Genomic DNA, 15,878 nt, shown 5'->3' with positions numbered 1-15,878 from the left:
CCTTGACGATCAGCGGTTGGCTCACTCACTCTGACCGAGTAACTTTCTCTAGGGAAGTACATACCTTCAGGTGAGGTGAGCACGTGCAGGAAAGCGCGCGAGGCAACGTCCGCGATCCCGCCTGCCCTGGCAGGCAGCTGTTCGACCTGGTCACCGCCCGGTGGGCCGCCCTGGTCCTGGTCGACCTCATGGACGGCCCGCAACGCTGGTCCGAGCTGCGCCGGCGGGCCGGCGGCGTCAGCGACAAGATGCTCGCGCAGACCCTGCGCGACCTCGAAACCGGTGGACTGATCACCCGCACCGTGCACACCAGCCGCCCACCGACGGTGCAGTACGCCCTGACCGACCTCGCCCGTGGCGTCACCTCAGCACTGCAACACCTGCAGGACTGGGCCGAACAACACACCAGCGACTACGTCCACCACCGTCACACCCACACCATCGACCCGCAGCCCTGAAAAGGCAGGCGTTGATCACCCCACCGAGGAACCGCGTGCGAAGTGGTTGGCCACCAGGGCCATCGAGATCATGCACCGACGCGGATTGTTCTTGGATGCCTGGAGGGTTGCTGGCCACGGGACTGGTCGGGCCGATGCTCGTTGTAGTGCGCTTGGCAAGCCGCGAGTACTTGACGCGCGCGACCTTCTCTCATGATGAGAATGTGGTCGAGAATCTCACGGCGGATGCTGCCGATGATCCGTTCGCAATGCGGGTTCATGCGGGGAGCTCACAGCGCAGCCGCAATCACACGCAGTTCCTCTGTCTCAAAGACGGCGTCGAACGCGTCGCCGTACTTGGCGTCGCGGTCACGCAGCAGGAAACGGAGAGACTCCATGCGCGCTCCGAGTTCGCCGGCCAAGTTCCTCGCCTGCTGCACCGTCACGGGTCTGCCAGGTGGGTGAGCAGGAAGGTGTACAGATCGGCGGTCAGCGCGTCGCGTTGGGCTTTGGTCGAACCGAAGCCGTGGCCGGCGTGCCGCTCGACACGCAACACGACGGGCCGGCCCGAACTCGTAGCCGCCCGCAGTCGCGCGGCCATCTTCGCCGGCTGCCACACGGCCAGCCGCGGATCGTTACGGCCTGCGGTCAGCAGCACGGCGGGATAGGGCGTTCCGTCCCGCACGCGCAGGTAGCTGTCCACGATCAGCAGGTCGCGCAGGCCGTCCTTGGTGGTCACCGAACCGAACTCCGGCACGTTGATCGGGCCGTTCTCGCTGAACTCCTGGCGGGTCAGGTTGGTCGCCGGAACCCGCATCACCATGGCCGCCCACAACTGCGGCCGGCGTACCAGGGCACCGCCGGTCGGGATGCCACCGGCGCTGATTCCCTCCCCGGCCAACCGCTCGGGTCGCGTGTAGCCGGCCGCGACGAGGTGTTCGGCGCAGTCGATGAAATCGGTGATCGTGCGTTCCTTGTGCGCGCCGCGGCCGGCCTGATGCCACTCTCGGCCGTACTCACCGCCGCCGCGCAGACCCGCCACGGCGTACACGCCGCCGCGTTCGAGCCACGCCAACAACTCCGGCGTGAACGCGCGTGGCCGCACGTAGCCGTAGGACCCGTATCCGGTCAGCAGCGTCGGATTGTCGCCGTCGAGCGTCATGTCCTTGCGGTGCAACACGGTCAAGGGCACCCGCACGCCATCGCGGGCCACCACCGCCAGATCGGTCACCGCGATGCCGCTGAAATCCACCGGGGACGGCGGAATCCAGCCCGTGTCCTGCCAGGTCTCGTCGTACCGGTAAGCGATCGGTGACGTCGTCCACGAGCTGAGCACCATCAGCGCGGACGCTCCGTTGGCATGTGCCGTCCACTCCAGAATCGTGCCCTCAACCGGCAACGGCACGTCCTGGACGGCGCCTCCGGCCAGCGGGACGCGCCGCAGCCGTGCGATACCACCGTTGACGTCCTGGACCAGCAGCCAGTCACCGACGACCCGGATACTTTGTACGACACGCTCACCGCCCGGGACCACCACACTCGACCCGCCCTCGACCAACGACCACGCAAGCACGTGCGAGCGCGGCGCGTCCCGATGGCTCACGACGTAACACGTGTCGCCGTGCACGGCGAACCCGGTCACACCGTCGCCCAGGCCGGCCAGCCGGCGCCACGGGCACGACACCGGATCGACCAAGGCCGAGCGCGGTGCGACGTAGAGGGAACAGTCACTGATCCGCTCGGTGATCGATCCGGTGAGCGAGCTGTGCGAGATCACCGCGATCATCCAGTCCGAACCGGCCGGCAGCAGCAGGAACGGCCGGTCGATCGGCGCCATCGCGATCCGGTCGTTGTGGCCGCGCGCCAGCACGAGCGTGTCCTCGGGCCGGCCCAACCGATGCAGGTAGGTGGCGCTGTCCCGGCGGCGCAGCGCCGTCTCGGTGTCCGTCGCCGGTTGCCGGTAGCGGTGGTAGACGAAGCCGGACCCGTCCGGCAGCCAGCTGACCACACCGTGGAAGGTCCCGGGAATCGCGACGTCGTCCAACTGTCCGGTCGCCACGTCCACCACGCGCAGCACGCTCTGCTCGGAGCCGCCCTGCGAGACACCACAGGCGATGCGCCGCCCGTCCGGACTGGGCACGTACCAGTCGATGTGGCAGTGTTCCCCGGCGGTGAACCGGGCCGGGTCCAGCAGGACACGCTCGTCGCTCCCGGTGCGCACCATCAGGACCGCGACCGCGGCGTCACCGTCCTGCCGCAGGAAGAACACATGCTCGCCGGCCATCGCGAACCGCCTCGCGGTGACTGCGGCCGCGCTCAGTTCGGCCACCCGCGCCCGCAACTCCGCCCGCCCCGGCAGGCCACTGAGATACCGGGCCGCCGTGTCGGCCTGCGCGTCGAGCCACTCGTGCAGTTCCGGGCCGTCCTGCTCCATCCACCGGTACGGGTCGGCCAACTGTTGCCCGAACACGGTGTCCACCACGGTATCGATCCGTGCATCCGCCACATGTCACCCTATCCGCTCGACCGTGGAACGCTGAGCCGTCCGACGGTGGCGAGTCATCGTCGGCCGTCCGATCGAAGCGGCACGATCGCGTGTCACGGTGTCGATGACCCGGACCCGAACGGCCTACGTCGTCACGACGATCTCGGTGTGGGCTCACCCGGCCACCGCAGTTCGAAACGGATGCCGGTCGACAGCGCTACCGGGATTGATCCGAGGTAGGCGCCGGATGACCGTTCCGAGTCGCCCGATCACGCAGGAGTGCGGCGGCCCGCACACACCAATCGTGGTGTTCCTGCTCGAACCGCCGACCGCGCAAGCACGTCAGGTAGGGCCCGATCGGAGATCCGTGACGCAGGTAGGTCTCCTCGTCGAGATCCCCGCGGAAACGCCGCAGGATCTTGTCGAGGATCTCGACCTTGGCTGCGGCTGCCGCGGCTCGTTGATCCAGTTGCGCGATCACCGGTGCCGCGTCGACGTGGTCGACGGCTTGGACCTTCACCAGCAGGTCGTCGCGGATGAACGACGGCTTGCTCACAGCGGCGGCGAAGTGCGCCAGTTCGGCAAGGCCGGCGTCGGTGACCATGAACAGCCGCTTGTTGGGACGGGTTTGCTGGACCACCTCTCGGCCGCTGATCAACCCGTCGTTCTCGAGCTTGGACAGCTCCAGGTAGAGCTGTTGCGGCTGGGCGTACCAGAAGTTGGCGACGCCCACGTCGAACGCCTTGGCCAACTGGTAGCCGCTGAACTCGCCGGACAGCAACGCCGCGAGCACAGCATGCCGCAGACTCACCGGCGCATCTCCTCGTCATCGACGACATGGGGCAAGCCCATCATAGACATGGTTATGATTAGTCAACATTCTGCCTAGGAGGTTGGCGTGACAGTCACTGAGCAGGTCCGCCCCGCGGTGCGAGACAGCGATCTCGACGTCCGGTTCGACGACACCGCGGGAACCAGCACTGGGGCACGCGCCGGCCTGGTCGTCGACGGCTTGGTCCTGGCCAACCGATGAAGTCCCAGGAGAGCGGTACCCAGGAACCCGTTCGGAGCAGCAAGTACCTGCGCTACGTCGCCTTGGGTGACAGCCAAACCGAAGGCGTCGGTGACGGTGACGACGTAGTGGGCCTTCGGGGATGGGCTGACCGGCTCGCCGAACACCTCACCATCGACAACCCCGATCTCGAGTACGCCAACCTCGCCGTCCGTGGCCGCCGCGCGGGCGAAGTCCGGTCCGAGCAACTGGGGCCGGCTCTTGCACTGCGTCCCGACGTGGCCACCGTTGTCGCCGGAGTCAACGACCTGCTCCGGCTTCGAGTCGAGACCTCCACGGTGGCCGATCACCTGGAAGCGATGTTCGCCGCGCTCACCGCCTCCGGAGCCCGTGTGGCGACCGTGACCTTTCCCGACCTCACCAGGATCATCCCCCTCGCCCGACCAGTTCGCTCCCGCATCCTCGACATCAACGACCGGATCCGGGCCGCAGCCGCCCGGCACGGAGTCGCTGTCGCGGAGATCGCTCGACACCCCTCCGTCGCCGACCGTCGGTTCTGGAGCGAGGATCGGTTGCACTGCAGCCCCCTGGGGCATCAACTGATCGCCGCCGCGGTCGCGCACGCTCTGCAGGTGCCGGGCAGCAACAGTTCCTGGAACGAACCTCCACCGCCGTTGCCCATCCCACCGTCAACGCAATGGCGCGCCACCGCTGAACTGCGTTGGGCAGCTACCTTTCTCGGCCCTTGGCTCGGCAGGCGCCTGCGCGGCCAGTCTTCCGGGGACCAGCGCACGGCCAAACGCCCTCAACTCCACCGCATCGAGGGACCGCGGAGTTGAGTGTTGTCGACAGCTCGACATGCCCTGCTCGTCCGATCGAGGTCGGTTCGCCAGCGCGCACGCTGCTGGCACCTCCGTCCATCCCAGAATCCTGACTCCGGAGAAGCCCAGCCAGGCGGCGTGGTCATCAGGCACTCCCCTTCCAGCCGAAACGTTGAGGGCTTAGCCTCGGTCACGTCTCGTGGCCGGCTCGCAAAGCCTGCGTCCCATATCCGCACTGACCTGCGATCCTCAGCACGCTTTCTCTGACGAGGTGCGACGCGAGGTCGTACGCCCGACACGACGGTGCGGCGCGTAGCCGCCTCGCTCCGCGGAAACGCCAACCTGAAGCCGGTTTCAGGTTGGGGCGCCCCGATTTTTGCGGCTCCAGGCTTTCCGTGGTGGACTTCGGTCATCACCGATCGGGGGGTCGGTGGGTGAGGACCGGGGGGTCACAGGTGAAGATCGTTACCACGGGGTTCCGCCATGCCACGGCGACGGCGATCACCGCATTGTTGTTGCTGACGGGAGCGGTTCCAGCGGCTTCCGCGCCACCGCCGTCATCCGCAGTCCAGCCGAACTCGGTGCCGCCGGCGCTACCGCCCGGCGCCCAGCCGCCGCGGGACACGGGCGGGCCGGACGTGCCGTACACACCCACCGGCAAGGGCTGCGTCGAGTCCGACACCAAGAACGAACTGATCGAGTACATGCCGTGGGGCCAGGTCCACCTGAACCTCCAGCAGGCACACCGGTTCGCGACCGGCAAGGGCGTCAAGATCGCGATCATCGACACTGGTGTCGACCCGCGCAACCCTCGCTTCGGCGGCCGGGTCGTGCCCAGCGGTGAGTACGTCAGCGGGAACAGGAACGGCGCGGACGACTGCGACGGCCACGGCACCGAGGTGGCCGGCGTCGCCGCGGCGGCCAGGACCGAGGGCGACTTCGTCGGCGCGGCACCGGGGGCGACGATCCTCGCGATCCGCCAGACCAGCGACCGCTTCGAGTTCAAGGGTGACGCCACCAGGGACAAGCGGACGTCCGCCGGTAAGGTCTCGACGCTGGCACAGGCCGTCGTGCGCGCCGCGGACCAGGGCGCCGGGGTCGTCAACATCTCCCTGACGAACTGCGGCGCCCCCAAGGACTTCAGCGCGGACGACCGGGCACTGCAGGCCGCGATCCGATACGCGGTCGACGTCAAGAACACCGTGATCGTGACAGCGGCCGGCAACCTCGACAGCAAAGCCGGCTGTCCGCTGCAGAACGACAACCTGGACCCGGCGACCGTCAACTCGGTCTCGTCGCCCGCATGGTTCGCCGACGACGTGCTGTCGGTGGCGTCGATGGCGCGCTCCGGTGAGGTGTCGGGCTTCAGCGTCTGGGGCCCCTGGGTCAGCATCGCCGCACCCGGTGAGGAGATCATCTCCGTCGACCCCAAGGGCACCGGCCTGACCAACGCGAACGTGAAGGCCGACGGCGTGGGAAAGATCCAGGGGACGAGTTTCGCCGCCCCGTACATCGCGGGTATCACCGCGCTGGTGCGCGAGCGGTTCCCAGACCTCAAGGCGCGCCAAGTGATGGACCGGCTCAAGGCCACCGCGCTGCACCCCGGCAACACGTCCGGCAGGGACCACCGGATCGGCTTCGGCATGGTGAACCCGGTGGCCGCCCTGACCGCAGTGCTGCCCTCCGAGTCCACGGGTTTCCCCAGTCCGCCGCCCAGGGACCTGGTCACGACCATCACCGCGCCGTCGGACCGCGACTGGCCGCCGATCATCGTTGCCCTGAGCGGCATCAGCATCGGTTTCGGGCTGCTGATGCTGACGTTGCTCGTCCTCAACTCGATCAACCGCGGACGTCGTGCCGAACTCGGAGGACAAGTCGACCCACGCCGAACCTCAGCCACCCGGAAGACCCGCGGGGTGCCACCTTCGCCGACGTGAACTTGCGCGGGGTCGCTTATCTCGATCCGGCCACCGGAGCACACCGGTCCGAGCGCCCCACCGCGACCTGGGCATGCGGTAGACCTGGTGAGCCCACGACTTCGCCCGCCGGAGCGGCTGCAGGAGGATGAAACGCTCAGTGATAGTGATCGCGGGCAAAGCGGGCCGGCGTCTGGCCGTAGTAGCGACGAAATGTTCGGATGAAGTGGCTGCTGTCGGCGAACTGCCAGCGTGCCGCGATCTCGGAAACCGTGCTGTGGGAGGGCGAGAGGAGCGCGCGGCGCGCCTGCTCGAGGCGCCGCCGGCGGATGTACGCCGTGACGGGCTCGCCGGTTGACGCGAAAGCCCGGTGCAGCGTGCGCAACGAGACCTTGAGGTGGCTCGCCAGCAGCGCTGGTGTCAGGTCCGGGTTGGTGAGTAGTTGATCGGCGAGGTTTCTGGCCGCGTGGACCAGCGGGCCGGGCTCGGTGCCGTCGACATATCCGTGCAAGACCCCGCGAACCAGCTCGACCAACGCGTTGCGACTTGCGTGGACGCCGTCATCGCTGAGGTCGCCGAGCGTCGCCTGGACGACACGCGTGTGTGCCAGGAGCACACGAACCTCCGCGGCGGCGGCCGGGCCGGTCGCTCGCGTGCTGTCGGCGAACACGCCCAGCGCCTCAGCGGGCAGGCCGATCACTTGGGCGGAAGTGCCCGCAGCGACGTCGTAACCGGTCAGCCCGATCGATCGGCTCAGCAGGAACTGGCCGGCATCGACAACCACCGTGTCGCGTTCACGTCTGAGGATGTAGGCGCCACGATGCACCACGTACATCCGCAGTTCGCCGTTGTCGGGAAACGCGGAATCGACCTGTACACGTGTGGCGGTCTCGAAGTCTGTGATGGCTGAGTCCCCGACGCGGGAGGCACAACCACGAACGATGGCACCAGATGTGGCTTCGTGGTTGAAAGCGGGCAACGTGAAACCGTCGCCGATCTGCGCTTTCCAGCCGTCGCGGAAGGCGTCCACACCGAACCGCTCGGTGTCCAGCCGAACCGCGCCACGTACCGGGTCCATCGGGCCATCCAATCACATGGCACGCATCGTCGATCCATACGGCACTGGTGTTCAAGACCGCGGCGGCACCGGACTTCTAGAGTCGGGATGTGGACACGAAAATCTATCTGCACCTGTACTTGCAGCAGGTACGCGACGTACTGGTGTGGAAGCTCGATGGCCTTTCCGAGTACGACGCGCGCCGACCGCTCACCCCGACCGGCACCAATCTGCTCGGACTGGTGAAGCACATGACGGGCAACGAGTTCGGCTACTTCGGCGAAGTGTTCGACCGGCCCGCCCACGCGGCGGAGTGGCGGGTCGACCGCACTCAATCGGAGGACTTCCTCGCCCGCCCGGACGAGACGAGCAAGGAGGTTATCGCGGAGTACAAGCGGTCGTGGATGCACGCCGACGCCACCATCGCGGCACTTGATCTCGACTCACCCGGCAAGGTGCCACACTTTCCCGAAGGCATGCGAGATGTGACCTTGCAGTGGATGCTCGTCCACATGATCACCGAGACCTGTCGGCACGCTGGTCACGCCGATATCGTCCGCGAGCTCATCGATGGCAGCGCCGGGTACCACCCAACGGTCAGCAACCTACCTGAGGGGTGGTCCGAGTTGCACAACCGTGTCGAGATCGCGGCACGTGAGGCCGCCCGTATCGCCGGCGACCTCACGTAGGACACGTAGTTCAGAACGTCAGCGGGACGAAGAAGCCGCCCGGCGGGTTACAGCGACGACGAACTCTCACACGTCGAACCGTGCAGTGCCAAGATCCGCTCGTCCGCACGGGCGTGTACTCGCGGGGACGCGATCACCATCAGTTCGCCAAGCGGCAAAGCGGATGATCGTTGTCGCGGAGATCCGTGTCGGCATGAGCGCGCGGTGCCGAGCTGAGGGTTCAGGCCCTTGGGGTGAGGATGGTGCGGTCGAAGGGTCCGCCGTGTGTGGCTGCGTGGGTGACCGCATCGTTGACCCGGTCGAGGTCGAACCGGGTGGTGTGTTCGGGGGTGAGGTCCAGGGCGCCCGTCGCGATGAGTCGGATCATGCCGACGTTGGCCGTGCGTGGGTACATCCATTGGCCGCGTATGGTCACCGAGTTGCGCATGATCCAGGGGTAGGGCAGGGCGAGGTCCGCGCCGCCGAGCATGCCGACGCCGCCCATCAGCACGATGCGTCCGTACTCGCGCACTGTCATGGCCGCCGCGCGTGCCACGGAGCTGGGTGCCTCGGGTGGGAGGAGATCCAGCACGATGTCGATCGGGTCGTCGGTGGCCGTGGCCATTGTGGCGCGGTCGGTGTCCTCGTCTCCGCTGAGTTCGACCGGGCTCACCCGGGAGCCGAACCGGTCGGCGAGCAGGTCGAGGGCGGCCCGGTTACGTCCCGGCGCCACCACGTGCCCGGCGCCCATGGCGAGCGCGACGGCGACCGCGCTGCTGCCGAGGTTGCCTGTCGCCCCGCTGACCAGCAAGGTCTCTCCGGCCGCGAGCTGACCGGCCAGCAGGCCACCGTAGGGAATGGTGTGCACGCCCAGTGCGGACCAGCGCGCGGGGTCGGCTGCCGCCCCGGCGGGCAGGCGGTACACGTTCTCGGTGGGAACCCGCATGAGTTCGGCGAACGGTCCGTCGTGCAGGTACCGGGCCAGTCGTGCGCCGCCCTCGCCACGGGAGCTCCAGCCTTGCAGTGTGATGTCGGGTGTCAGCGCGTCGTCGCGGGAGCGCACCGTTGAGTCGCACCACACCAGGTCCGCCACCCTCAGCTTGGTCGCGTCCGGACCCACGTGCACCACTCGGCCGATGCCGCCGACACCCGGCACGACCGGTGGTTCCAGCGGATAGCGCCGTGCGCCGCTGAACACCTCGGCCGCGTACGGGGGCACACAGGTTGCCAGGACCTCGACCAGGACCTCACCGCTGCCGGCTTGCGGGTCGGGCACGTCGTGCACCGTCAGCGGGGAGCCGAAGGCGGTCAATGTCGCTGCACGCATGGGAAGACCCTTCTGTCTCGTCCGTCGCCACGCTAGGCGGGACAGAGACATGCGGGAAGCGATGATCCGGCATCTGTGGTATGCGTAGTCGGCATGGATGTGTCGAGCACGAGCCTTCGGGTGCTCTGTCAGATCGCCGAGTCGGGCAGCTTCACCGCTGCCGCCGCACAGCTGGGCTACACGCAGTCCGCGGTCTCGCGCCAGGCTGCCGCCCTCGAACGCAGCGCCGGTGCCACCCTGTTCGAGCGACGGACCGACGGAGTGCGGCTCACCCGGCCCGGACTGATGCTGCTGCGCCATGCCCGAACGATTTTGGCGTCGGTCGACGCGGCCGAACGCGACCTCACCGGCGAGGCACCTCGCACCGAACTGGTACGGCTCGGGTTGTTCCTCAGCGCCGGACCGGTGATCCTGCCCGCCGCGCTCACCCGACTCGCCACGACAGCGCCATGGATCCGGGTCACCACACGCGAAGGCACCACGCCCAGCTTGGTTCGGGCGTTGCGCGCCGGTTCGATCGACGTCGCCGTACTCACCTCTCGTCCACCGCACCGGCCACCGGACGGTGAGTCACCACGCCTGCACATCACGACCGTTCAGGACACCGAACTTCTCGTGGCGGCACCGGCCATCGGCACGTTCGCCGGCCGCACGTCCGTGCACATCGACGAACTGGTCGACGCCCCCTGGATCGCCACCCCCTCATCGGGCGCGGAGCCACTGCTCGGTGTCTGGCCGGGCCTGCCCGGGCGAGCACGTGTCGTCCACAGCGCACGCGACTGGCTGACGAAACTGCACCTGGTCGCCGGAGGTTTCGGCGTCACCACGATCCCGGAACGCCTGTCGCCGGTTCTCCCGCCCGGCGTGACCTCCCTGCGCGTCCAGGGCGCACCACCCGAGATCCGCCGGGTTCTCGTGGCCCGCCTCCCCGCCGCCGCCACGCCAACGATCACAGCAGTCACCCAAGCGATCACCTCAACCGCCCAGCCGTGACGACGACTGCCCTGCGTTTCGGCGCCACTTCCAGGTGGCGCCCGATGATCATTTCCTGCATCCGCGCCACCCTCGAAGAAGTCGCCACAGCACTGGCAGCACTCACCGGTGAGCACCATCCGCTGGCCGCGTGACCGATGCCAGAACAGGGTCGGGGGCGTCCTGCCGACAGCACGAGAGCAGGCAGCCCCCGACTCACAACCTGTGGCCACCTAGGAGGAACGCGCCAACAGCCAGCTCGCCCGCCAGAAGCCCGACAACTCGTTCAACACTTCCCCAGTTCGGGTCATCAGTCCTTCGGCTTCTCGCTTGGAGGTTTTCCAAGCGGTACCAAGGAAATCGCACAGTGTGCGCGGTGCGCGCCAACGCGAGAGGATCCCGTGTCCGAACAGCTCGACCACCCACCCGTACTCGACCGCGACGGCCGAACGTCCAGCGTCGATCTCATCGAAGCCGACGCGCGGTTCCGGCAGTGGATGCACGACAACCTCAGCCACGCCGCGGACCACTTCGGTCTCACCGTCACCGGCACACCCCGGCTCGGCTGGCTGGACCGGTCGATCAGCGCACCCGTACAAGCTGCCGGCCGGCGGCTCTGGCTTCGCGTGGTGTCGGAGGACAGGCAGTGGACCGACGGTGAATTCTGGACCGGCAACCTCGACGCCAACGTGTTCACCAGCCTGTCCAAGCCACGGGTTCTCGACGTCTACGAGTGGGAGGAATGGAGGCAGCAGCGCGCCGAGCTGATGACCCTGGCACTGGGTTCACCCTGCTCCCCCACCGACACCTTGCGCCACGTGCTCGACCTTCCCGACCAGTGGTGGGCCGAACTCCGCAGCACGATCGGGGTGGTCGCCGCGGCGCCGACCGATCGGGTCCACGCCGATCAGGCTCTGGTCACCGGCCGGATCCAGCAGTACTTGGGAAACTCGGTGAATCCCGTGGTACGCCAGTGGGAAACCGTGCACGGTGATCTGCACTGGGCGAACCTGACGGGACCGGACTTCGGCCTGCTTGACTGGGAACTGTGGGGACGCGGTCCAGCCGGCACAGACGCGGCCACACTGTTCTGCCACAGCCTGCTCGTTCCGGACACCGCGCAACGAGTCCGCGACACCTTCGCCGACGTGCTCGACAGCGACGCCGGACAGCTCGCCCAGCTCTACGCCGCTGCCCGGCTGCTGCACCGCATCGACAAGGGCGACCACCCGGACCTCGGCACACCACTGAGGAAGCTCGTCGAGACCTTCTAAGCAACTGGCCAGAAGTCCTGTCCGAAACCGCGTGGCCTCCGTTGGTGCCATGGGCCCTGCGGGGACTCTGTTGGCTGATCGCGCTCGACCCGGAGCTGGAGCCGGGGTTGTTCAGCATGTCCGAGTGTGCCCGCTGTGCTGAGGTTGATGAAAGCTCCCCTCATCAACGTCCAGCGGACAGATGGGCACCGCCCGGTGTGTCCGATCCCCGCCCGCGCCACATGAAGATGCACATCTGCTTGCCGCCGAGTCGACCATGACCGCGATACGACGCTCAACCTGGTCGCCGTGCGCCGGACCGGCGTGCCTGGCGTGATTGCCCTGTTGGTTGTAGGTAAGTGCCTGTTGATGTTGAGTTGGTGGTACTTGCAGACGCCATCAACGCAAGGCGGGGGCGTGCTCGATCGGGTTACGGACACAACTTCTGGCAGCCTGCTTAGGCTGACGTCAGACCGCTTCGTCGAGTGGCCACGGCGCCTCCCCGAGGCGACCGATGAGGGCCTTCGACTCCTCAAGGTCCAAACTGGACTCGCTCAGCGCACGTACGGTCGTAGCGTATCCGTCGAGCGACGCCTCATCCTCGATGAACGCAGTGGAGTTCTCACACTCCACGCACACCACGGGTTCATAATTCTCAAAGGTCAAGCGAGCCACCCGCGCCGGGCGAACCGGAGGAACAGCTCGCCGGCGAACCGCTCCGGAGGTGATGCGCGACCCAGGGCTCTTGCGTCGCCATCGGACCGCACCTCCATCGCACCCTCGGCACGGGAACCGGTCACCACGTGGATCCCGACTCCCACACCCGCTCGCACACCTGGAGATCACATCACGAGCCAGTAACGAACTGGTCCTCTCGGCCGACTGCCAGTCGAGGGGGATTGCGTGGAGCTGCGGGTTCTGGGGCCGGTGGAAGCACGTGTGGCCGGCGCGGTGGTACCGGTGGGTGGACCGAAGTTGCGAACGCTGCTGGCGCTGCTCGTGGTGGGCGGCCGGCGGGTGGTGGGGCTCGGGGAGATCACGGACGCGCTGTGGACCGAGCGTCCGCCCGACAACGCGCGTGCCACCGTGCAGACGCACGTGTCGGCGCTGCGGCGGGTCCTCGGCGGCGCGGTCGTGCACCGCGGCGGTGGTTACCTGCTGGACGTCCCGGACGACCGGGTCGACCTGTGGGAGTGGGAGCGGCTGACCGCCGAGGGGCGGCGTGAACTGGCCGGAGGCCGGTTCACGGCGGCGGAGCGGGCGCTCGGTGCGGCGCTGGAGCTGTTCCGGGGCGAGCCGCTGGGCGGGGCGCACGGGTGGTGGGTCGAGGCCGAGCGCGCCCGGCTGGCGGACGCCTGCCTGGCGGCACGGGAGGACCTGTTCGACGCGCTGCTGGGCGCCGGTGCGGCGGTGCCGTTGCCGGAACTGGCCGCGCTGGTGGAGCGGCACCCGTTGCGGGAGCGGCTGCGCGGGCAGCTGGTGGTGGCGCTGGGCCGGGCCGGCCGGCGGTCCGACGCGCTGGCCGCGTACCAGGAGGGCCGGCGGCTCCTGGTCGAGGAAATGGGTGTCGAGCCCGGTCCCGAGCTGCGGGCCGCGCAGCAGCGCGTGCTGCGCGGGGAGGACGAGGTCACCGCCACCGAGCCCGAGCACGTCCCGCACCCGGTGCCGGGACAGCTGCCGCCCGACGTCGCCGATTTCACCGGGCGGTCAGCCGAGGTCGCCGCAGTGGTCGGTGCGACGGCGGGTGCGGTGGTGGCCGTGTCCGGCAAGCCAGGCGCGGGCAAGAGCACGCTGGCGGTGCACGCCGCGCACCGGTTGCGCGAGCGGTTCCCCGACGGTGTGCTGCACGTCTGCCTGCACGGCGCGGGGTCTGCGCCGCTCGACCCCGCGGAGGTGCTGGGGCGGTTCCTGCGGGCGCTCGGAGTGCCGACCGCCGAGGTACCGGACCTGGTCGAGGAGCGCACCGCGCTGTTCCGCAGCCTGGTGGCCGCCCGGCGCGTGCTGGTCGTGCTCGACGACGCGGCGGACGAGCGCCAGGTCCGCCCGTTGCTGCCGGGCGGACCTGACTGCCTGTGCATCGTCACGAGCCGGGCGCGGCTGACCGTGCTGGAGGGCGCGACACACGTCGACCTCGACGTCCTGGACGAGACGGGATCCCTCGCCCTGCTGGAACGCATCGTCGGCGCGGAGCGGCTGGCGACCGAGCCGGACCGCGCCGCGGAGGTGGCACGGCTGTGCGGCCACCTGCCACTGGCGCTGCGGGTGGCGGGCGCCCGGCTCGCCGCGCGCCCCGACTGGCCGCTGGCCCGGCTCGCCGACCGGTTGCGCGGACAGCGCAGGCTGCTGGACGAGCTGGTGTCGGGCGACCTGGAGGTGCGCGGCAGTCTGGCGCTGAGCTACGCGGGTCTGACCGAGCCGCAACGGGCGGCGTTGCGGCTGCTGGGCTGGCTGGGCACGCCGGACTTCACCGCGCGTCTGGTCGCGGCGTTGCTGGAGGTGGACGTCGAGGAGGCGGAGGACCTGGTCGACGGACTCGTCCACGCGCGGCTGCTCGACCCGGTCGGGCTGGACGGCACGGGCCGTTCGCGGTACCGGCTGCACGACCTCACCAGGGTGTTCGCCTGGGAACGCGCCGAGCACGAACAGCCGCGCGAACTGCTGCTCGCGGCGGCGCGGCGGGCGGGAGGCCGCTGGGCGGCGCTGGTGGAACACGCCTCCGGGGACACGCGGACGAGGGTGCTGCGGCCGGGTCCGTCGTCGACCGGGCCGGACGCGCCGCCGGACTGGCTCGCCGACGTGCGCGCGAACCCGGTGGCCTGGTTCGAGGCGGAGCAGGCCACCATGGTGCACGCGGTGGAGCGGTTGAGCGAGCTGGAGCTGGTCGACGTGGCGACCCGCCTGGCGGCGCTGCTGTGCTCGTCGTCGTTCGCCGTGGAGAACCGCTTCGCCGACTGGTGGCGCACGCACGACGCTGCACTGGCGGCCGCGCGCCGGGCGGACGACCGGGCCGCGCAGGGCCTGCTGCTGGCCGGGCTCGGCTGGCTGCGCAGCGAGCAGGACCGGGTGGAGGAGGCTACCGACTACTACGCCCAGGCGGCCCAGGCCTACGCGGAGGTGGGCGACACGGCCGGGCAGGCGGTGACCAATCTGCTGCTCAGCACCGCGCAGCGCGAGCACGGCCGGCTGGCCGAGGCACTGGCCACGCTCGACGCAGCCCTGCCCGCCCTGCGTGCCGCCGGCGAGCCCCGTGCGCTGGCCAGGGCCGCGCACAGCCGGGCGCTCACCCTCACCGAGCTGGGCGGCCTGGACGAGGCGCTCACCGAGTGCGACCGCGCCCGTGCCGCCTACGAGGCGCTCGACGACGAGCACGGCGTGGCGCTGACCCTGCGGTCCCGCGGCATCATCCACCGCGCGGCGGGACGGGTGGCCGAGGCGGAACGGGACTGCCTGCGGGCGCTCGAGGCGATGCGAGCGGCGGATGACCGGCTGATGACGGCGTACGCGGCCCAGTCACTGGCCAAGGCCCGCATCCGGCGCGGGGTGCCCGCGGCGGCGCGCGAGCCGTTGCAGGAGGCGCTGGTGACCTGTCACGCGATGGAGGACGGGTTCGGCCAGGCGCTGGTGCTGCGCACCCTGGGCGAGCTGGAGCTGGCGGAGGGCAGGCCTGCCGAGGCGCGCCACTTCTTGGAGCGGTCACTGCAGTGGTGGGACGCGCTGGGCCTGCCGCTGTGGCGGGGACGCAGCCTGCGCGACCTCGCCAGGGCGCTCGAGGGACTGGGCCGCCAGGACGAGGCCGCTGCGGCGTCGGCGGAGGCGACACGGCTGTTCGCCCGGCACGGCAGCCGGGAGGCCGGCGAGCCGCCAGCACCCTCGCAGCGACTCCACAGCGTTCTCTGAGCGGTCTTCCCTAGCTTCCCGCTCATGGGGGAT

Annotated in this window: 14 protein-coding genes; 8 read left to right on the top strand and 6 right to left on the bottom strand. The window is 69.2% G+C overall.

Translation table 11 applies throughout. The annotated features are described in order from the left end of the window. Positions 1 to 83 precede the first annotated feature (83 nt). Positions 84 to 458 (top strand): winged helix-turn-helix transcriptional regulator, encoded by a 375-nt coding sequence (locus B0F77_RS15485; RefSeq protein WP_086663589.1) that lies wholly within the window; start codon positions 84 to 86, stop codon positions 456 to 458. Positions 459 to 526: 68 nt separating this feature from the next. On the opposite strand, the gene B0F77_RS50860 is transcribed toward B0F77_RS15485, so the two are convergent. From B0F77_RS50860 to B0F77_RS15470, 4 genes are all read right to left on the bottom strand, one after another. Continuing rightward, positions 527 to 718: an integrase core domain-containing protein gene (locus B0F77_RS50860; RefSeq protein ID WP_211293814.1), complete on the bottom strand. Its 192-nt coding sequence runs from the start codon at positions 716 to 718 to the stop codon at positions 527 to 529. Positions 719 to 727: 9 nt separating this feature from the next. Then, positions 728 to 883 (bottom strand): hypothetical protein, encoded by a 156-nt coding sequence (locus B0F77_RS49010; protein ID WP_211293813.1) that lies wholly within the window; start codon positions 881 to 883, stop codon positions 728 to 730. Continuing rightward, positions 880 to 2,943 carry a prolyl oligopeptidase family serine peptidase gene (locus tag B0F77_RS15475; RefSeq protein ID WP_086663588.1) on the bottom strand — a complete coding sequence of 688 codons (2,064 nt, stop codon included), beginning with the start codon at positions 2,941 to 2,943 and terminating at the stop codon, positions 880 to 882. Before B0F77_RS15475 ends, B0F77_RS49010 begins: the two co-directional genes overlap by 4 nt. 196 nt (positions 2,944 to 3,139) lie before the next feature. Beyond that, positions 3,140 to 3,733, bottom strand: a complete 594-nt coding sequence (locus B0F77_RS15470) for a PadR family transcriptional regulator (protein ID WP_086663587.1) — start codon at positions 3,731 to 3,733, stop codon at positions 3,140 to 3,142. 87 nt (positions 3,734 to 3,820) lie between these two features. On the opposite strand from B0F77_RS15470, the gene B0F77_RS50530 reads away from it, so the two are divergent. The 3 genes from B0F77_RS50530 (at position 3,821) to mycP (ending at position 6,692) form a co-directional block, all read left to right on the top strand. After that, on the top strand, positions 3,821 to 3,955 hold the full coding sequence (locus tag B0F77_RS50530; RefSeq protein ID WP_281252515.1) for a hypothetical protein: 135 nt from the start codon (positions 3,821 to 3,823) through the stop codon (positions 3,953 to 3,955). Then, on the top strand, positions 3,952 to 4,773 hold the full coding sequence (locus tag B0F77_RS15465; protein ID WP_086663586.1) for an SGNH/GDSL hydrolase family protein: 822 nt from the start codon (positions 3,952 to 3,954) through the stop codon (positions 4,771 to 4,773). The genes B0F77_RS50530 and B0F77_RS15465 overlap by 4 nt, the downstream gene beginning before the upstream one ends. Before the next feature lie 437 nt (positions 4,774 to 5,210). After that, on the top strand, positions 5,211 to 6,692 hold the full coding sequence (gene mycP / locus B0F77_RS15460; protein ID WP_245848212.1) for a type VII secretion-associated serine protease mycosin: 1,482 nt from the start codon (positions 5,211 to 5,213) through the stop codon (positions 6,690 to 6,692). 136 nt (positions 6,693 to 6,828) lie between these two features. Here the strand turns inward: mycP and B0F77_RS15455 are convergent, their stop codons facing one another. After that, the gene (locus tag B0F77_RS15455) at positions 6,829 to 7,749 is read right to left on the bottom strand and encodes a helix-turn-helix domain-containing protein (protein ID WP_211293812.1); all 921 of its coding nucleotides are present in this window, start codon (positions 7,747 to 7,749) and stop codon (positions 6,829 to 6,831) included. Positions 7,750 to 7,838: 89 nt separating this feature from the next. Between B0F77_RS15455 and B0F77_RS15450 the strand changes: the two genes are divergently transcribed. Further along, positions 7,839 to 8,417: a DinB family protein gene (locus B0F77_RS15450; RefSeq protein ID WP_211293811.1), complete on the top strand. Its 579-nt coding sequence runs from the start codon at positions 7,839 to 7,841 to the stop codon at positions 8,415 to 8,417. Between the two features lie 220 nt (positions 8,418 to 8,637). Here B0F77_RS15450 and B0F77_RS15445 read toward each other — a convergent pair whose 3' ends face one another. Next, positions 8,638 to 9,723 (bottom strand): alcohol dehydrogenase catalytic domain-containing protein, encoded by a 1,086-nt coding sequence (locus tag B0F77_RS15445; RefSeq protein ID WP_211293810.1) that lies wholly within the window; start codon positions 9,721 to 9,723, stop codon positions 8,638 to 8,640. 93 nt (positions 9,724 to 9,816) lie between these two features. Here B0F77_RS15445 and B0F77_RS15440 point away from each other — a divergent pair, with 93 nt between their 5' ends. The 3 genes from B0F77_RS15440 to B0F77_RS15430 all read left to right on the top strand — a co-directional run bounded on the left by B0F77_RS15440 (position 9,817) and on the right by B0F77_RS15430 (position 15,845). Next, a complete protein-coding gene (locus B0F77_RS15440; protein WP_169730937.1) occupies positions 9,817 to 10,716 on the top strand; it encodes a LysR family transcriptional regulator in 900 nt (299 codons plus the stop codon). Between the two features lie 476 nt (positions 10,717 to 11,192). Next, a complete protein-coding gene (locus B0F77_RS15435) occupies positions 11,193 to 11,969 on the top strand; it encodes an aminoglycoside phosphotransferase (protein ID WP_086663700.1) in 777 nt (258 codons plus the stop codon). A gap of 882 nt (positions 11,970 to 12,851) precedes the next feature. Beyond that, positions 12,852 to 15,845, top strand: a complete 2,994-nt coding sequence (locus B0F77_RS15430; protein WP_086663584.1) for an AfsR/SARP family transcriptional regulator — start codon at positions 12,852 to 12,854, stop codon at positions 15,843 to 15,845. Positions 15,846 to 15,878 lie beyond the last annotated feature (33 nt).

The organism is Lentzea kentuckyensis (assembly GCF_002150765.1).
In the GTDB taxonomy this organism is placed as follows: Bacteria; Actinomycetota; Actinomycetes; order Mycobacteriales; family Pseudonocardiaceae; genus Lentzea; species Lentzea kentuckyensis.
The sequence above is the reverse complement of the archived record's forward strand: the minus strand, read 5'-3'. Positions and strand labels throughout refer to the sequence as shown.